This window comes from Streptomyces sp. enrichment culture (assembly GCF_964273255.1).
GTDB lineage: Bacteria > Actinomycetota > Actinomycetes > Streptomycetales > Streptomycetaceae > Streptomyces.
In genome coordinates this window covers 6,776,866-6,792,142 of sequence record NZ_OZ186835.1, presented here as the reverse complement: position 1 = coordinate 6,792,142, position 15,277 = coordinate 6,776,866, and the positions used below count along the sequence as shown (strand labels likewise).

At 75.6% G+C, this 15,277-nt stretch carries 13 protein-coding genes; all 13 read left to right on the top strand.

The genetic code is table 11. The annotated features are described in order from the left end of the window. Positions 1-142 precede the first annotated feature (142 nt). The 13 genes from ACSU53_RS29700 to mnhG all read left to right on the top strand — a co-directional run bounded on the left by ACSU53_RS29700 (position 143) and on the right by mnhG (position 15,187). Positions 143-1,726 carry an SDR family oxidoreductase gene (locus ACSU53_RS29700; protein ID WP_437032759.1) on the top strand — a complete coding sequence of 528 codons (1,584 nt, stop codon included), beginning with the start codon at positions 143-145 and terminating at the stop codon, positions 1,724-1,726. Positions 1,727-1,849: 123 nt separating this feature from the next. Then, a complete protein-coding gene (locus ACSU53_RS29695) occupies positions 1,850-3,232 on the top strand; it encodes a cryptochrome/photolyase family protein (protein WP_437032758.1) in 1,383 nt (460 codons plus the stop codon). A 182-nt stretch (positions 3,233-3,414) separates the two neighbouring features. After that, complete coding sequence (locus ACSU53_RS29690; protein ID WP_437032756.1) at positions 3,415-4,557, top strand: polyprenyl synthetase family protein; 1,143 nt, start codon at positions 3,415-3,417, stop codon at positions 4,555-4,557. Beyond that, positions 4,554-6,158: a phytoene desaturase family protein gene (gene crtI, locus ACSU53_RS29685; protein WP_437032754.1), complete on the top strand. Its 1,605-nt coding sequence runs from the start codon at positions 4,554-4,556 to the stop codon at positions 6,156-6,158. The genes ACSU53_RS29690 and crtI overlap by 4 nt, the downstream gene beginning before the upstream one ends. After that, positions 6,145-7,197, top strand: a complete 1,053-nt coding sequence (locus tag ACSU53_RS29680) for a phytoene/squalene synthase family protein (RefSeq protein ID WP_437032752.1) — start codon at positions 6,145-6,147, stop codon at positions 7,195-7,197. The genes crtI and ACSU53_RS29680 overlap by 14 nt, the downstream gene beginning before the upstream one ends. Beyond that, positions 7,194-8,201, top strand: a complete 1,008-nt coding sequence (locus ACSU53_RS29675; RefSeq protein ID WP_437032751.1) for a DUF5914 domain-containing protein — start codon at positions 7,194-7,196, stop codon at positions 8,199-8,201. The genes ACSU53_RS29680 and ACSU53_RS29675 overlap by 4 nt, the downstream gene beginning before the upstream one ends. A 165-nt stretch (positions 8,202-8,366) precedes the next feature. Then, positions 8,367-8,879, top strand: a complete 513-nt coding sequence (locus ACSU53_RS29670) for a TspO/MBR family protein (RefSeq protein WP_437032749.1) — start codon at positions 8,367-8,369, stop codon at positions 8,877-8,879. Positions 8,880-9,117: 238 nt separating this feature from the next. After that, entirely contained in the window at positions 9,118-11,970 is a 2,853-nt protein-coding gene (locus tag ACSU53_RS29665) for a Na+/H+ antiporter subunit A (protein ID WP_437032747.1), read from the top strand. Next, positions 11,967-12,398 (top strand): Na(+)/H(+) antiporter subunit C, encoded by a 432-nt coding sequence (locus ACSU53_RS29660; RefSeq protein ID WP_437032745.1) that lies wholly within the window; start codon positions 11,967-11,969, stop codon positions 12,396-12,398. The genes ACSU53_RS29665 and ACSU53_RS29660 overlap by 4 nt, the downstream gene beginning before the upstream one ends. Then, on the top strand, positions 12,395-13,927 hold the full coding sequence (locus ACSU53_RS29655) for a Na+/H+ antiporter subunit D (protein WP_437032743.1): 1,533 nt from the start codon (positions 12,395-12,397) through the stop codon (positions 13,925-13,927). The genes ACSU53_RS29660 and ACSU53_RS29655 overlap by 4 nt, the downstream gene beginning before the upstream one ends. Beyond that, the gene (locus tag ACSU53_RS29650; RefSeq protein ID WP_437032741.1) at positions 13,924-14,535 is read left to right on the top strand and encodes a Na+/H+ antiporter subunit E; all 612 of its coding nucleotides are present in this window, start codon (positions 13,924-13,926) and stop codon (positions 14,533-14,535) included. Before ACSU53_RS29655 ends, ACSU53_RS29650 begins: the two co-directional genes overlap by 4 nt. Then, a complete protein-coding gene (locus tag ACSU53_RS29645) occupies positions 14,532-14,798 on the top strand; it encodes a monovalent cation/H+ antiporter complex subunit F (protein ID WP_437032739.1) in 267 nt (88 codons plus the stop codon). The genes ACSU53_RS29650 and ACSU53_RS29645 overlap by 4 nt, the downstream gene beginning before the upstream one ends. After that, entirely contained in the window at positions 14,795-15,187 is a 393-nt protein-coding gene (gene mnhG / locus ACSU53_RS29640) for a monovalent cation/H(+) antiporter subunit G (RefSeq protein ID WP_437032737.1), read from the top strand. Before ACSU53_RS29645 ends, mnhG begins: the two co-directional genes overlap by 4 nt. Positions 15,188-15,277: the final 90 nt, after the last annotated feature.

The window sequence follows — 15,277 nt, the reverse complement described above, 5'->3', positions numbered from 1 at the left end:
CGCGCGTGCCCCTCAGGGCCCGCGCGCCCGCCCGGAGGGCCGTTCCGGCCCCGTCCGCGACGGGCGCGGCGCGGCTCCTGCGGCCATGCTCGAACGAACAGCGCCGGGAACGTCCCGGAGGCGAACGCAGGGAGGTCCGACCGTGGGCACGGACGCACAGCGGGACACCGAGCGGCTGCTCTGCCTGGTCACCGGGGCGTCCGGGTACATCGGCGGCCGCCTGGTCCCGGAACTGCTGGAGGCCGGCCACGAGGTCCGCTGTCTGGCCCGTTCCCCGGACAAACTGCGGGACCACCCGTGGGCCGGTGACGTCGAAACGGTGCGCGGGGACGTCACCGACGCCGCGTCCGTCGCCGCCGCGCTGCGGGACGTGGACGTGGCCTACTACCTGGTGCACGCGCTCGGATCGGGCTCCGGGTTCGAGGACACCGACCGGCGGGCGGCGCGGATCTTCGCCGAGCAGGCCCACGCCTCGGGGGTCCGGCGGATCGTCTACCTCGGCGGGCTCACTCCGATGGGCGTGCCCGAGGAGTCTCTTTCGCCGCACCTGCGGTCGCGGGCGGAGGTCGGGCGGATCTTCCTTCGGTCCCCGGTGCCCGCCACCGTGCTGCGGGCCGCCGTCGTCATCGGCTCCGGGTCGGCCTCGTTCGAGATGCTGCGCTACCTGACCGAACGGCTGCCGGGCATGGTCACCCCCCGCTGGGTGAACACCCGCACGCAGCCGATCGCGGTGCGTGACGTGCTGCGCTATCTGGTCGGGTCGGCGACCATGCCGGCCGACGTCGACCGGGCCTTCGACATCGGCGGGCCGGACGTGCTCACCTACCGCGACATGATGCGTCGCTACGCCGCCGTCAGCGGGCTGCGACGGCGGCTGATCGTGCCGGTGCCGGTGCTCTCCCCGCGGCTGTCCAGCTACTGGGTCGGCCTGGTCACCCCGGTGCCCGCCGCCATCGCCCGCCCGCTGACCGAATCGCTGCGGCACGAGGTCGTCTGCCACGAGCACGACATCGCCCGCCACGTGCCGGACGGCCCGGGCCGTCCCCTGCCGTTCGACGAGGCGCTGCGGCTGGCGCTGCGCCGGGTCCGGGACGCCCAGGTCGCCACGCGCTGGTCGTCCGCCGCCGTCCCGGGGGCGCCCAGCGATCCGCTGCCCACCGACCCGCACTGGGCCGGGGGAAGCCTGTACGAGGACGAGCGGGAACTGCCGGTCGCGGCGTCCCCGGAGGCCCTGTGGAAGGTGATCGAGGGCATCGGGGGTGACAACGGCTGGTACTCCTTCCCCCTGGCGTGGGCGGTCCGCGGCTGGCTGGACCGGTTCGTCGGCGGCGTCGGGCTGCGGCGCGGGCGGCGGGACGCCGAACGGCTGCGGGTGGGGGACTCGCTGGACTTCTGGCGGGTGGAGGAGATCGAACCGGGCCGTCTGCTGCGGCTGCGGGCGGAGATGCGGCTGCCGGGACCGGCCTGGCTGGAGATGCGCGTGGTGACGGACGAGCGGGGCCGCACCCGGTACCGGCAGCGCGCGGTGTTCCACCCGCGCGGTCTGCCCGGGCACGCCTACTGGTGGTCCGTGTCCCCGTTCCACGCGGTCGTCTTCGGCGGCATGGCCCGCAACATCACCCAGGCCGCCGCGAAGGGGATGAGCGCACGGAAGGCCGGGCGGCCGGCCGCGCCGGGCCGCCGGGCCGCTCGGCACCGCGCCCGCCTGCGCCGGGCGGAGCGGTAGGGCGGTCCCGTGCCGTGTCGCCGGGACGCGCACCTCATGCCCGCCTCCGGCCCGCGCCTACGCGACCGCACCGGCGCACCCCGTACCGCCCCAGCACGGCACCGCCCCACCAGGAGTGACGCCATGACCGTCGCCGTCGTCCTCTTCACCTCGGACCTGCGTCTGCACGACCATCCGCCGCTGCACGCCGCACTGGCCGCGGCGGACGAGGTCGTGCCGCTGTTCGTCCGCGACCCGGGCGTCCACGCGGCGGGGTTCGACGCTCCGAACCGGCTGGCGTTCCTCGCCGACTGCCTGGCCGACCTGGACGCCTCGCTGCGCGAGCGCGGCGGCCGGCTGGTGGTGCGGTCCGGCCCGGTGGCCGACGTGGCGGGTGCCGTGGCCCGGGAGTGCGGGGCGGCCGAGGTGCACATGGCCGCGGGCGTCACCGCCTACGCCCACCAGCGGGAGGAGCGGCTGCGCCGCGTGCTGGGCGGGCGGGGCGTGGCGCTGCGGGTGCACGACGCCGTGGTCACCGCGGTGGCCCCGGGAGCGGTGGCGCCGGCGGGCTCCGACCACTACGCGGTGTTCACCCCGTACTTCCGGCGCTGGACGGACGAGCGGCTGCGGCCGGCCCTCCCGGCGCCGCGCGCCGTGCGCGTTCCGTCGGGGACGCGCGGGGAACCGCTGCCGTCCCGCCCGGAGGCGTCCGGGCTCTCTCCCGGCCTCGCGGCGGGCGGCGAGACGGCGGGCCGGGAGCGGTTCGCCCGCTGGTCGCGCCGCCGGCCCGGCGGGCTCGGCGGCTCCGCGGACGGGCAGGACGACCTGGCGGGGGACGCCACCTCGCGGCTGTCGCCGTACCTCCACTTCGGTGCCCTCTCGCCGGCCGAACTCGTCGGGCGGGCCCGGGCGGACGGCGGCTCCCGCGCGGAGGCGTTCGTGCGGCAGCTGTGCTGGCGGGACTTCCACCACCAGGTGCTGGCGGCCCGTCCCGAGGTGTCCGTCCGGGACTACCGCTCGCGCGGCGACCGCTGGCGCACGGAGGACGAGGCCGCCGAGGACATCGCCGCCTGGCGGGAGGGCCGCACCGGCTACCCGGTGGTGGACGCGGCGATGCGCCAGCTGCGGCACGAGGGGTGGATGCACAACCGGGCCCGCCTGCTGACGGCGAGTTTCCTGACCAAGACCCTGTACGTGGACTGGCGGATCGGTGCCCGGCACTTCCTGGACTGGCTGGTGGACGGCGACGTGGTGAACAACCAGCTCAACTGGCAGTGGGTCGCCGGCACGGGCACCGACACCCGCCCGCACCGCGTCCTCAACCCGGTGCTGCAGGGCCGGCGGCACGACCCGGACGGCGCCTACGTGCGCCGCTGGGTGCCCGAACTGGCGGCGGTGTCCGGCGGGCGGGTGCACGAGCCCTGGCGCCTGCCGGAGGAGCAGCGGTCCCGGCTGCGCTACCCGGAGCCGCTGATCGGTCTCGCCGAGGGCCTGGCCCGGTTCAGGAGGGCCCGTGGCCGCGACTGACGCACGGTCCGCCGGACGGCGGCCGGCAGGTGACGCACCCCCACGGGCGAACGGGGGCGGGGCCGATGGGGTGAGGGGCGCCCGAGCCCCCGCCCGCACCGGGCAGGCATCAGCGCATCCGCACCGGGGCACCCGGCGGAAGCACTGGTGTGCAGATGACTGAGAGCGAGAAGGGGTTGTGCATGCTTGGACTGCGGCCGACGACGGCCGGACCGGCAGAGACCGTGGACGACCCGCTCACCGCTCCGGACGCCGCCCGGGCGGTCGAGCCGGTCCTGCGGCGCGTCCTCGACGCACACCTGTCCCGGGCCCGCGACGTGGACCCGGTGTACGCCCGTGACGTGGCGGGCCGGGTCGCCACGCTCGTCCGGCGCGGGGGGAAGCGGCTGCGGACCGCGTTCGCGTGGTGCGGCTGGCGGGCCTCCGGCGGCACGGGCGAGGGCACGGAGGTCCTGCGGATCGGGGCGGCGCTGGAACTCCTCCAGGCGTGCGCCCTCATACACGACGACGTGATGGACGGGTCACCGCTGCGGCGGGGGGCGCCCGCCGTGCACGTGGACATGGCGGCCATGCACCGGGCGCAGCGGATGTCCGGTTCCGCGGAGCAGTTCGCGACGTCGGCCGCGGTGCTGGCCGGGGACCTGGCGCTGGCGTGGGCCGACGACCTGCTGACGGAGACGGCTCTCGGTTCGCCGCACGGGGTGCGGCTGCTGCGCGAGTGGCGGGCGATGCGCGGGGAGATGGTCGCCGGGCAGTACCGGGACCTGCACGCGCAGGCCACGGGGGCCTTCGGGGTCGACGAGGCGCTGACCATCGCCACGCTCAAGAGCGCCCTGTACACGGTGGAGCGGCCGCTGGCCCTGGGCGCGGCGCTGGCCGGGGCCGACGCGTACACCGTCGACGCGCTGCGGGCCGCCGGCCGGTGCGCGGGGCTGGCGTTCCAGCTCCGCGACGATCTGCTGGGGGCCTTCGGGGAGCCGGCGCTCACCGGCAAGCCGGTCGGCGAGGACCTGTCGTCGCGCAAGCCGACCTATCTGCTCGCCGTCGGCCGGGGGCTGGCCGACGCCGCCGGGGACGAGGAGGCGGTGGGTCTGCTCTCGCCGGGCGCCGCCGGCCGCCCCGGGGTCACCGTGGAGCGGATGCGGGCGGCGCTGGAGCGGACCGGCGCGCGCTCGGTGGTGGAGTCGAGGATCGGTGAGCTGGCGGACCGCGCGCTGCGGTCGTTCGAGCGGTCGGGCGCGGACCCTGCCGTGCGGCGGGAGTTCGCCGTGCTGGTCGAGCGGGCGTCGGGCGCCGCGCCGCGCCGCGCGGAGGGAGTCCGATGAGGACGGTGAGCGGGCCGGCCGACCACGTGGTCGTGGTGGGGGCCGGACTGTCCGGACTCGCCTGCGCCCTGCACCTGCTGGGCGCGGGGCGCCGGGTGACGCTGGTCGAACGGGACGCCGGGCCGGGCGGCCGGGCGGGCCGGGTGCGGATGGGCGGCTACGAGGTGGACACCGGCCCCACGGTGCTGACCATGCCCGAGCTGGCCGACGAGGCGTTCGCGGCCGTCGGGGAGACCCTGGCGGACCGCGTGGAACTGACGGCCCTGCACCCCGCCTACCGGGCCGCCTTCGCGGACGGCACGTCGCTCGACGTGCACACCGACGGCGACGCGATGGAGGCGGAGGTCAGGAGGTTCGCCGGACCGGCGGAGGCAGCCGGCTACCGGCGGCTGCGGGAGTGGCTGCGGCGGCTGTACCGGGCGCAGATGCGCCGCTTCATCGACACGAACTTCGACTCGCCCCTGCAACTGCTGCACCCGGACCTGGCGCGGCTGGCGGCCCTGGGCGGCTTCGGCCGGCTGGACGCGCGGATCGGCCGGTTCCTCTCCGATCCGCGGCTGCGCCGGGTGTTCTCCTTCCAGGCGCTGTACGCCGGGGTGGCGCCCGAGCGGGCGCTGGCGGCGTACGCGGTGATCGCGTACATGGACACGGTGGCCGGCGTCTGGTTCCCCAAGGGCGGGATGCACGCGCTGCCCCGGGCGATGGCCGGCGCCGCGGCCGACGCGGGCGCCGAGCTCAGGTGGTCGGCGGAGGTGGAGTCCCTGGAGCAGCGGGCGGGACGGGTGCGGGCCGTGCGCCTGTCGTCGGGCGAGCGCATCGCCTGTGACGCGGTGGTCCTCACCTGCGAACTGTCCACCGCGCACCGCCTGCTGGGCCGCGCTCCCCGGCGTCCCGTCGCGCTGCGGCACTCGCCGTCCGCGGTGATCCTGCACGCGGGCACCGACCGCACCTGGCCCGCTCTGGCGCACCACACGCTGTCCTTCGGGGCGGCGTGGGAGCGCACGTTCGACGAACTGACCCGCACGGGTGAGCTGATGAGCGACCCGTCGCTGCTGATCACCCGGCCGACGACGCACGACGCCGCGCTGGCGCCCCCGGGCCGCCACCTGCACTACGTCCTGGCGCCGTGTCCCAACACGGCGATCGGGCCGCCCGCGCCCGCCTGGCGGGACCTGGGACCCCGCTACCGCGACAGCCTGGTCGCCGAACTGGAGCGCCGGGGTCTGCACGGCTTCGCGGACAGCGTCGAGGAGGAGCAGCTGGTGACCCCGCTGGACTGGACGGCACAGGGCCACGCGGCGGGCAGCCCCTTCTCGGTGTCGCACACCTTCGCGCAGACGGGGCCGTTCCGGCCGCGCAACATGGTGCGCGGCCTGGACAACGTCGTGCTGGCCGGCTGCGGGACGACGCCCGGGGTCGGGGTGCCGACGGTGCTGATCAGCGGCAAGCTGGCCGCCGCCCGGGTCACCGGCGCACCGCCCGGCGCGGGCCGCCGGGCGGTGCGCGGCCGGACCGCCACGGTGCCCGTCGCCTCCCGGACCGCCCCGCCGGCGGCCCGTCCGTCCGCCCCGACCCCGGCAGGTGCCGATGACCCGTCGTGAACTGGACGCCGCCGGGATCACGGATCCCGTGCTGCGCGCCGACTACGCCCACTGCCGGCGGCTCAACGCCCGCCACGGCAGGACGTACTTCCTGGCCACCCGCCTGCTGCCGCTGGAGCGGCGCTCGGCCGTGCACGCGCTGTACGGCTTCGCCCGCTGGGCGGACGACATCGTGGACGACCTGGACCGTCGGCGCACGCCCGCCGAACGCGACCGGCTGCTGGAGGACCTGGAGGGCGACCTGCTGCGGGGACTGCGCAGCGGCGGCGGGGACGAGCCGGTGGTCCGGGCGGTCGCCGACACCGCCGCCCGGTACGCCCTCGACCCCTCGCTGTTCACCGACTTCATGGCCGCGATGCGCGCCGACCTGACGGTCGCCGACTACCCCACCTACGCCGACCTGCGGGCCTATATGCACGGCTCCGCGGCGGTCATCGGGCTGCAGATGCTCCCGGTGCTGGGCACGGTCGGCCCGCGCGAGGAGGCGGAGCCGCACGCGGCGGACCTCGGGGTGGCGTTCCAGCTGACCAACTTCCTGCGGGACGTGGGCGAGGACCTCGACCGGGGCCGCGTCTACCTGCCGGCGGACCTGCTGGCCGCCCACGGCGTGGACCGGCCGCTGCTGGAGTGGAGCCGCCGCACGGGGCGGCGTGATCCGCGGATCCGGGCGGCGTTCGTGGCCGCGGAGGCCCTGACGCGGCAGGTGTACCGCGCGGCGGAGCCGGGCATCGCCCTGCTCGACCCGCGCGTGCGGCCCTGCATCCGGACCGCGTTCACCCTGTACGGCGGGATCCTCGACGCGATCGCGGAGCAGGACTACGCCGTGCTGCACCGGCGTGCGGTGGTGTCCCGGCGGCGCCGGGCCGCCACGGCGGCGCGCGGCGCCCTGGCGGTGCTCCGCGCCCGCCGGCGCACGCGGCACCGGCGGCCGGCCCGCGCGGTGCCGGACACGGCGGGCACGGCGGGCACGGCACGCGCGACGGGCACGACGGGCGCGACGGGCGCGGCGGCTCTCGAGGCGGAAGGAGCGGGGCAGTGACGGGGCGAGCGGACGGAACCCGGTGGACGTCGCCGCTGCGGCGGCGCAGCGGCCCGGACTGGGCGGGACAGGAGCCGACGTGGCGCCGGGCCCGCCCGGCCCTGATCGCGGACGCGCTCAAGCGCGCCTCGGCGCGCCCGTCCGGGAACTGGTTCGTCGTCGGCGCGTCCCGGGACATCCGGGCCGGCGGCAAGCCGTACGGCAGGACGGTCGGCGGCACCGAGGTCGTGCTGTGGCGTGCGCGGACGGGTGAGCTGCGGGCGGGTCCCGGTGTCTGTCCGCACCTGGGGGCGCCGCTGCGCGACAGCCGGGTCGTGTGCGGCACGCTGGTGTGCCACTGGCACGGGCTGGCCCTGGAGGGCGGCCCGTTCGCCGGCTGGGAGCCGTATCCGGTGCATGACGACGGCGTCCTCGTGTGGGTCCGGCTGGACGCGGTCGGCGGTGAGGAGCCCTCCGAGCGGCCCGTGGTGCCCGACCGGCCCGCGGCGGGCGAGGGGGTGGACGCCGTGTTCACGGCGGTCGGGCGCTGCGAGCCCCAGGACGTGATCGCCAACCGGCTCGACCCGTGGCACGGCTCGTGGTTCCACCCGTACTCCTTCGTGGACCTGTCGGTGGTGTCGGAGCCGGACGGCGACGGCCGCGACGCGTTCGTCGTCGACGTCTCGTTCCGGGTGGCGGGCCGTCTGGTGGTGCCGGTGCGCGCGGAGTTCACCACGCCCGAACCGCGCACGATCGTCATGCGCATCACCGAGGGCGAGGGGGTGACGTCCGTGGTCGAGACCCATGCCACGCCGCTGACCGGAGCGGGCCACGACCGGCCGCGGACCGCGGTGGTCGAGGCGGTCGTCGCCGCCTCGGACCGGCGGGGTTTCCGGCTCGCCCGGGCCGCCGCCCCGGCGCTGCGCCCGCTGATGCGGCGCACCGCCGGACGCCTGTGGCGCGACGACCTGGCCTACGCGGAGCGGCGGTGGGCGCTGCGGAGCACGGGACGCTTCCCGGGCTGACGGCGGGGACACGGCGCGGTGTCCGGGTCCCCCGCTCCCTTCCGCAGGGCGCCGGCGTCGTCGACGACGGCCGGGGCGTGGGTCGCGTGCGGCGCGCGGCGCATCGGAACACGGGCCGGGGGCACCCGGGCGGCACACCACACGCGCGACGACGGGAGACCGCAGGTGACCCAGGCCCCACCCGACCAGGACCGGCGCCGCTCCGCCTCGCGCAGGTCGCTGCTGCTCCTCGTCCTGCTCCTCGCCGTCTGCTACGCGGTGGCCGCCCTGGGCGGCATGGCGGCGTCGGACTCGGGGAGCACGTACCGCTCGCTCGACCGCCCCGCCTGGGCGCCGCCCTCGTGGCTGTTCGGCCCGGTGTGGACGGTGCTGTACGCCACCATCGCGTTCTCCGCCTGGCTCGTGCTGCGCCACCGTCCCCTGGCGGCGGCCCGGAAGGAGATCGTCCTCTGGAGCCTGCAACTCGCGTTGAACCTGGCCTGGACACCGCTGTTCTTCGGCGCCGACCGGTACGGCCTGGCGTTCCTCGACATCTGCCTGCTGCTGACCGCACTCGCCGTCACCATCGTGCTGTTCCGGCGCCGCAGTCCGGCGGCCGCACTGCTGCTCGTGCCGTACGCGCTGTGGGTGCTGTACGCGGCCTCCCTCAACTTCGCCATCTGGCAGCTCAACAGCTGACCCGGCCGCTCGGCGGCGGGAGGCGCCCCCGCGGGCCCGGCGGAACGAGGGACGGATCCGGTCCGGGGCCTGGACCGGACGCGTCCCGGCCCGCGCCCTGCACCCGTCTGCACCACCCGGGGGATTGATTGCCGCCGTGTCGGGCACCCTCGACCGACGATCGGGATAGGGCTTGTGGGGACGGCCGGTACGGCCGGGCGCGCGGCGGCGACCGGAACGAGGCGGAGGAGTTGGTGCGGTGCTGTTCCTGCTGGCTGCGCACGCGGCAGTGGCAGTGACCATCCCCTGGTGGCAGCGGCGCGTCGGCCGCGCGGTGTGGGTGGTGGCGGCGCTGGTGCCGCTGGCGGTCGTGGTCTGGGCGGGTACGCGCGCCCCGCACGTCCTGGACGGCGGGGAGTACCGGGAGAGCCTGACGTGGGCCCCCTCGCTGGGGCTGACGGTCGACCTGCGGCTGGACGCGCTGTCCCTGCTGATGCTGTGGATCGTCGCCGGCGTGGGAGCCCTGGTCCTGCTGTACTGCCGGTACTACGTCGAACGGGACACCGGCCGCCTGGCCGCCGTGCTGCTCGCCTTCGCCGGGGTCATGACCGGACTCGTCCTGGCCGACAACGTCTTCGTCCTGTACGTCTTCTGGGAACTGACGACGGTCGCCTCCTTCGTGCTCATCGCCGGCAGCGGGGACGACCGGGACGAGCGTCGCGCCGCCCGGCAGGCACTGCTGGTGACCACGGCGGGCGGTCTGGTGATGCTGCTCGGTCTGATCATGCTCGGCCGGGCGGCCGGGACGTACCGGATCTCCGCGATCCTCGCCGACCCGCCGCAGGGGGGCGCGGTCTCCGCGGCCGTGGTGCTCGTCCTGATCGGGGCGTTCGCCAAGTCCGCGCAGATGCCCCTGCACGGCTGGCTGCCCGCGGCCATGGTGGCGCCGACCCCGGTGAGCGCCTACCTGCACGCGGCCGCGATGGTCAAGGCCGGGGTCTACCTGATCGCCCGGCTGGCTCCCGCTCTGTCGGACGTCGCCCCCTGGCGGCCGATGGTGCTCGCGGTGGGCCTGACCACGATGGTGGCGGCCGCGTGGCGGGCGCTGCGCGCGACCGACCTGAAGCTGCTGCTGGCCTACGGCACGATCAGCGAGCTGGGCCTGCTCGTCGCCCTGCTGGGGGCGGGTACGCGGACGGCAGCGCTGGCCGGGGCGGTGATGCTGCTCGCGCACGCGGCGTTCAAGGCGGCCCTGTTCCTGTCCGTGGGGATCCTGGACCGGCGGGCGGGGACCCGGGACATCCGTGAACTGTCCGGCGCCGGGCGTCGCATGCCGGTGCTCTTCGCGGTCTCGGCGCTGGCCGCCGCGTCGATGGCCGGGCTCCCGCCACTGGTCGGCTACCTCGGCAAGGAGGCCTACTTCGAGGCGTTCCTGCACGGCGGTTCCCAGCTCGCCGGGCACGGATGGCTGACGGCGGTGCTCGTGGCCGGGTCGGCGCTGACCGTGGCGTACGCCGCGCGGTTCGTGCAGGGGGCGTTCGGCGGCCGCCCCCGGGGCCCGGTGGCCGAAGCGGAGCGGCCCGAGGCCGGGTTCGTCGCGCCGGTGGCCGTGCTGGCCGGGGCGGGGCTGGTGCTGGGCGTGGGCTACACGGGCACCGCGGCGCTGGCGGGTGCGTACGCCGACGCCTACCCGCCGGGCCCGGACGGGCCGTACGAGCTGTCGCTGTGGCACGGCTTCACGCCCGTGCTGGGGCTGTCGGCGCTGACGCTGACGCTCGGCGCACTGGTGCACCTGGGACGGCGTGCCCTGCCCGCGGCGCCGCGCCTGCCCGATGTGCAGCGCGCCTACGACCACACGGTCGCGGCGGCCGACCGGCTCGCCGTGGCCGTGACCCGGCACACCCAGGTGGGTTCGGTCCCGGTGTACCTGACGGTGCTGCTGGCGACCGTGCTGCTGGTGCCCGGCACGGCACTGGTGGCCGGCGCGCTCTCTCCGGGTTCGCCGCTGCTGTGGTGGTCCCCCGTGGAGCCGATCCTGGCCGTGGTGGTGCTGACGGCGGCGGCCGCGGTGGTGGGCTCACGGCACCGGCTGACCGGTCTCCTGCTGACCGGTGCGGTCGGCTACGGCGTGGCCGGGGTGTTCCTGGTGCGGGGTGCGCCGGACCTGGCGCTGACCCAGTTCCTGGTGGAGACCATGACGTTGGTCGTGGTGGTCCTGGTGCTGCGCCGGATGCCGGCCCGGTTCAGTCCCGGCCGGACGGCGACCCGGGTGCGCCTGGTGCGGGCGGCGGCGGCCGGCGCGGTGGGGGTCCTCGTCACCTGGTTCACGCTGGTGGCGTCCGCCGCGCGCACGGCTCCGGCCGTCTCGTCGGGCTTCACGGACCGCATGAAGGAGACGGGGGGCGACAACATCGTCAACACGATCATCGTCGACTTCCGGGCGCTCGACACACTGGGGGAGATCTCGGTGCTGATGGTGGCGGCGGTCGGTGCGGTGAGCCTGATCCGGGTGGGCGGGCGCGGCCCCGGCAGGACGTCCGGCGGACCGGGCGGCACGGCCCCGACGGCGCACTGGGACGAGCCGGCGCGGACCTGGCTGCCCGGTGCGGTCGAACGACCGGGCGGCGAGCGGACGTTGCTGCTGGAGGTGGCGGCCCGGCTGCTGTTCCCCTCCGTCCTGGTCCTGTCGCTGTTCCTGCTGTTCTCCGGTCACTACGGCCCCGGCGGCGGGTTCGCCGGCGGTCTGGTGGCGGGGCTGGCCTTCGTCCTGCGGTACCTGGTGGGCGGGCGCGCCGACCTCCGGGCCGCGGTCCGGGCGCCGGCGAGCGTGGTGGCCGGCTCGGGGCTGCTGCTCGCCGCCGTGGCGGGGGCGGTCCCGCTCGTCTTCGGCGGTGCCCTGCTGGAGAGCACGGTGGTGACGCTGCATCCGCCGCTCCTGGGCACGGTGAAGTTGGCGACCAGCGTGTTCTTCGACATCGGCGTGTATCTGCTGGTGATCGGTGTCGTCCTGAAACTGCTGTCGGCCGTCGGCGTCTCCCTCGGCCAGGACATGGCCGAGGCGGCCGCGGCCGACACCGCGGACGACGGCGCGACGGCACAGGGGGCACGATGAGTACGGCCGATGTGACCCTGGCGCTCGTGGTCGGCGGTCTGTTCGCCGTCGGCTTCTACCTGATGCTGCAACGGTCGCTGATGCGGATCGTCCTCGGCTTCGTCCTGCTGGGCCACGGGACGAACCTGCTGCTCCTGGTGGCCGGGGGCACGCCCGGCCGCCCCCCGGTGCTGGAGGACGGATCCCCCCTCCCGGGGCGCATGGCCGACCCGCTGCCCCAGGCGATGGCGCTGACGGCGATCGTGATCACCTTCGGTCTCACGGCGTTCCTGATGGCCCTGGCCTACCGGTCGTGGCGCCTGACGGGGCACGACGAGGTGCGCGACGACGTGGAGGACCGGCGCATCGGCACCTTCGGCGACCGTGACGAGGACGACACGGGCCCCGCCCGGACCGTGGACGACACCGCCCCGGAGGGAGACCGATGACCGCGGTCCTGCTCGCCCTGCCCATCCTGCTGCCGGCCCTCGGCGCGGGTGCCTCCCTGCTGGGCCTCCCCCGTGCGGTGGTCCGCACCACCGGAGTCGTCCTCCTCGCGGTGGTGGCCGCCTGCGGTGCGGCGCTGCTGGTGCTGGCCGACCGGGACGGGCCGCAGACCCTGCACGCCGGGGACTGGCCCGCACCGCTCGGGATCACCCTCGTGGCCGACCGGTTGTCCGCCCTGCTGCTGACCGTCTCGGCGCTGGTCGCCCTGGCCGTGCTGCTGTTCGCCATCGGCCAGGGCACGGCGGAGGAGCGGCGCGGTGCCGCCCTGGTCTTCCACCCGGCCTACCTGGTGCTCGTCACGGGCCTGAGCCTGGCGTTCCTCACCGGCGACCTGTTCAACCTGTTCGTCGCCTTCGAGGTGATGCTCGCCGCCTCCTACGTGCTGATCACCCTGGACGGCGACGAGAACCGCACCCGCGCGGGGATGACGTACACGATCGTCAGTCTGACGTCGTCGCTGCTGTTCCTGTCACTGGTCGCGCTGGTGTACGCGGCGACCGGCACGGTCACCCTGGCGCAGCTCGGCCCTCGGATCGCGGAACTGCCGGACGGCCTGCGCTCCGCGCTCGCCCTGCTGCTGCTGTCCGTGCTCGGCATCAAGGCGGCGATCGTGCCGCTGCACTTCTGGCTGCCCGACAGCTATCCCACCGCCCCCTCGCCGATCACCGCGGTCTTCGCCGCGCTGCTGACCAAGGTCGGCGTGTACGCCCTGCTGCGCACCCAGACGCTGCTCTTCCCCCGCACGGAGGTGTGGCTCCTGCTGGCGTGCGCCGCGATCATCACCATGATCCTGGGGATCCTCGGTGCCCTCGCCCAGGACGACCTGAACCGGCTGCTGTCCTTCACGCTCGTCAGCCACATCGGTTTCATGCTGTTCGGTCTGGCGCTGTTCGACACCGCGGGGCTGACCGGCACCATCCTGTACATCGTTCACCACATCGTGGTCCAGGCGGCGTTGTTCCTCGTCATCGACCTGATCGTGCTCCGCACGGACACGGCGGCGCTGCACCGTCTGAGGCGGTGGCCGCGCCCCGGCCCGGTCGTCGTGACGCTGTTCCTCGTGCCGGCCCTGAGCCTGTCGGGCATCCCGCCGTTCTCGGGTTTCGTCGCCAAGCTGGCCCTGCTGCAGGCGGCCGTCGCCCGGGGCGGGCCGACCGCCTATCTCCTCGCCGGGACCGCCCTGGTCACCAGTCTGCTGACCCTCTACACGATGAGCCGCGTGTGGACGGCGGCCTTCATGGGACGCCCGCCGGGCCGTGCGCCGACGGATGCGGCGCCCGCCGCGGCCCCGGCGCCGGGTCTCGGGCGCGGAAAGGGGCTCATGCTCGCCGCCACGGCCGGTATGGCGGCGGCCGGAGTGGTGGTCGCCGTGTGCGCGGGCCCGCTCGCCCGGGTCAGCGAACGGGCCGCCGAGGACCTGCTGCGCCCGCACGCGTACCGGTCCGCCGTCATGGAAGGCACGGGCCGGTGAGCGCCGCCGCGGACCGTCACGGGCGCCGGGCCCGGCCCGGCCTGCGCCACCTGCCGATGATCATCTGGCTCTGGCTGCTGTGGTTGCTGCTGTGGGGCACCGCGAGCGCGGTGGTGGTGGTCGGCGGCCTCCTCGTGGCCGTCGGCGTGGTCCTGCTCTTCCCGCTGCCCGCGGTTCTGCCGGGGGCCGTGCCCGCTCCGCTGGGCATCGCGCGGCTGATGGTCCACGTGCTCACCGATCTGGTGAAGTCCGGGTGCGTGGTCGCCTGGCAGGTCGTGCGTCACGGCCGGGGGGCGTCGTTCGCGATCGTCGAGGTCCCGCTGCGCCTCGACAGCGACCTGCTGATCGCGGCCGTCGCCGAATTCATCACCATGTCGCCCGGCTCCGTGGTCGTCGAGATCGACCGGCGCCGCAGGTGCCTCTACGTGCACGCGCTGCTGCCCCACGGCTGCGAGGACGACATCGCCCGCCGCCGGGCGGACATTCAGGCCCTGGAGCGCCGGGTGGCGCGGGCCGTCCGCTACCGGCACGACACCGGCGGCCGGCCGTCCGCCCCCGCCCCGCCCGAGGAGGAACCCCGGGACGACGCCCGAGGAGGGACATCATGAGCCTGCTCTACGCCATCACCCTGACCGTGATCGCGGTGTCCGCCGTCATCACCCTGGTGCGCCTGGTGCGCGGTCCGCTGGCCCTCGACCGGATCCTGGCGCTCGACGTGCTGGTCACCCTGACCATCGCGGCGACGGCCGTGGGCTCCGTGGTGCGTGACGACACCACGATGGTCCCGCTGCTCGTGGTCCTCGCCCTGCTGGCCTTCATCGGTTCGGTGACGGTCGCCCACCTGATCGAGAAGCGCGAGGGCATGCGGTGACCGTTCTGCTCGACGCGGTCACGGTCGTCCTGTTCGCGGCGGGCGCGGGCTTCTGCTGTCTCAGTGCCCTGGGGCTGCTGCGTTTCCCGAACGTGGTGACCCGGCTGCACACGGCCTCCAACTCCCAGACCCTGGGTCTGGTCCTCGTGCTCGTGGGGACGGCCGCGCAGATGCCGCTGCGCCACGCCGCGGTGCTGCTGGTCGTCGCCGTGTTCCAGCTGTTCACCGCACCGATCGCGAGTCAGATCATCGCCCGCACCGCCCACCGCACCCATGCCGTCGAGCGGGACCGGCTGCTCGCCGACGCGCTCGCGGACCGGCTCGCCCGGGACGGCACGCCCCTGCACGGCCCCGGCCGGCCGGAGCGGGACACGGACGAGGAGCGCTGACCGGAGCCCGGGCCGCTGGACCGCGCTCCTGCCCCGGCCCGGACCGGGCCCGGGGCCGTGCAGGCCCCGGGCCGTACGGCCGTCGCGCGC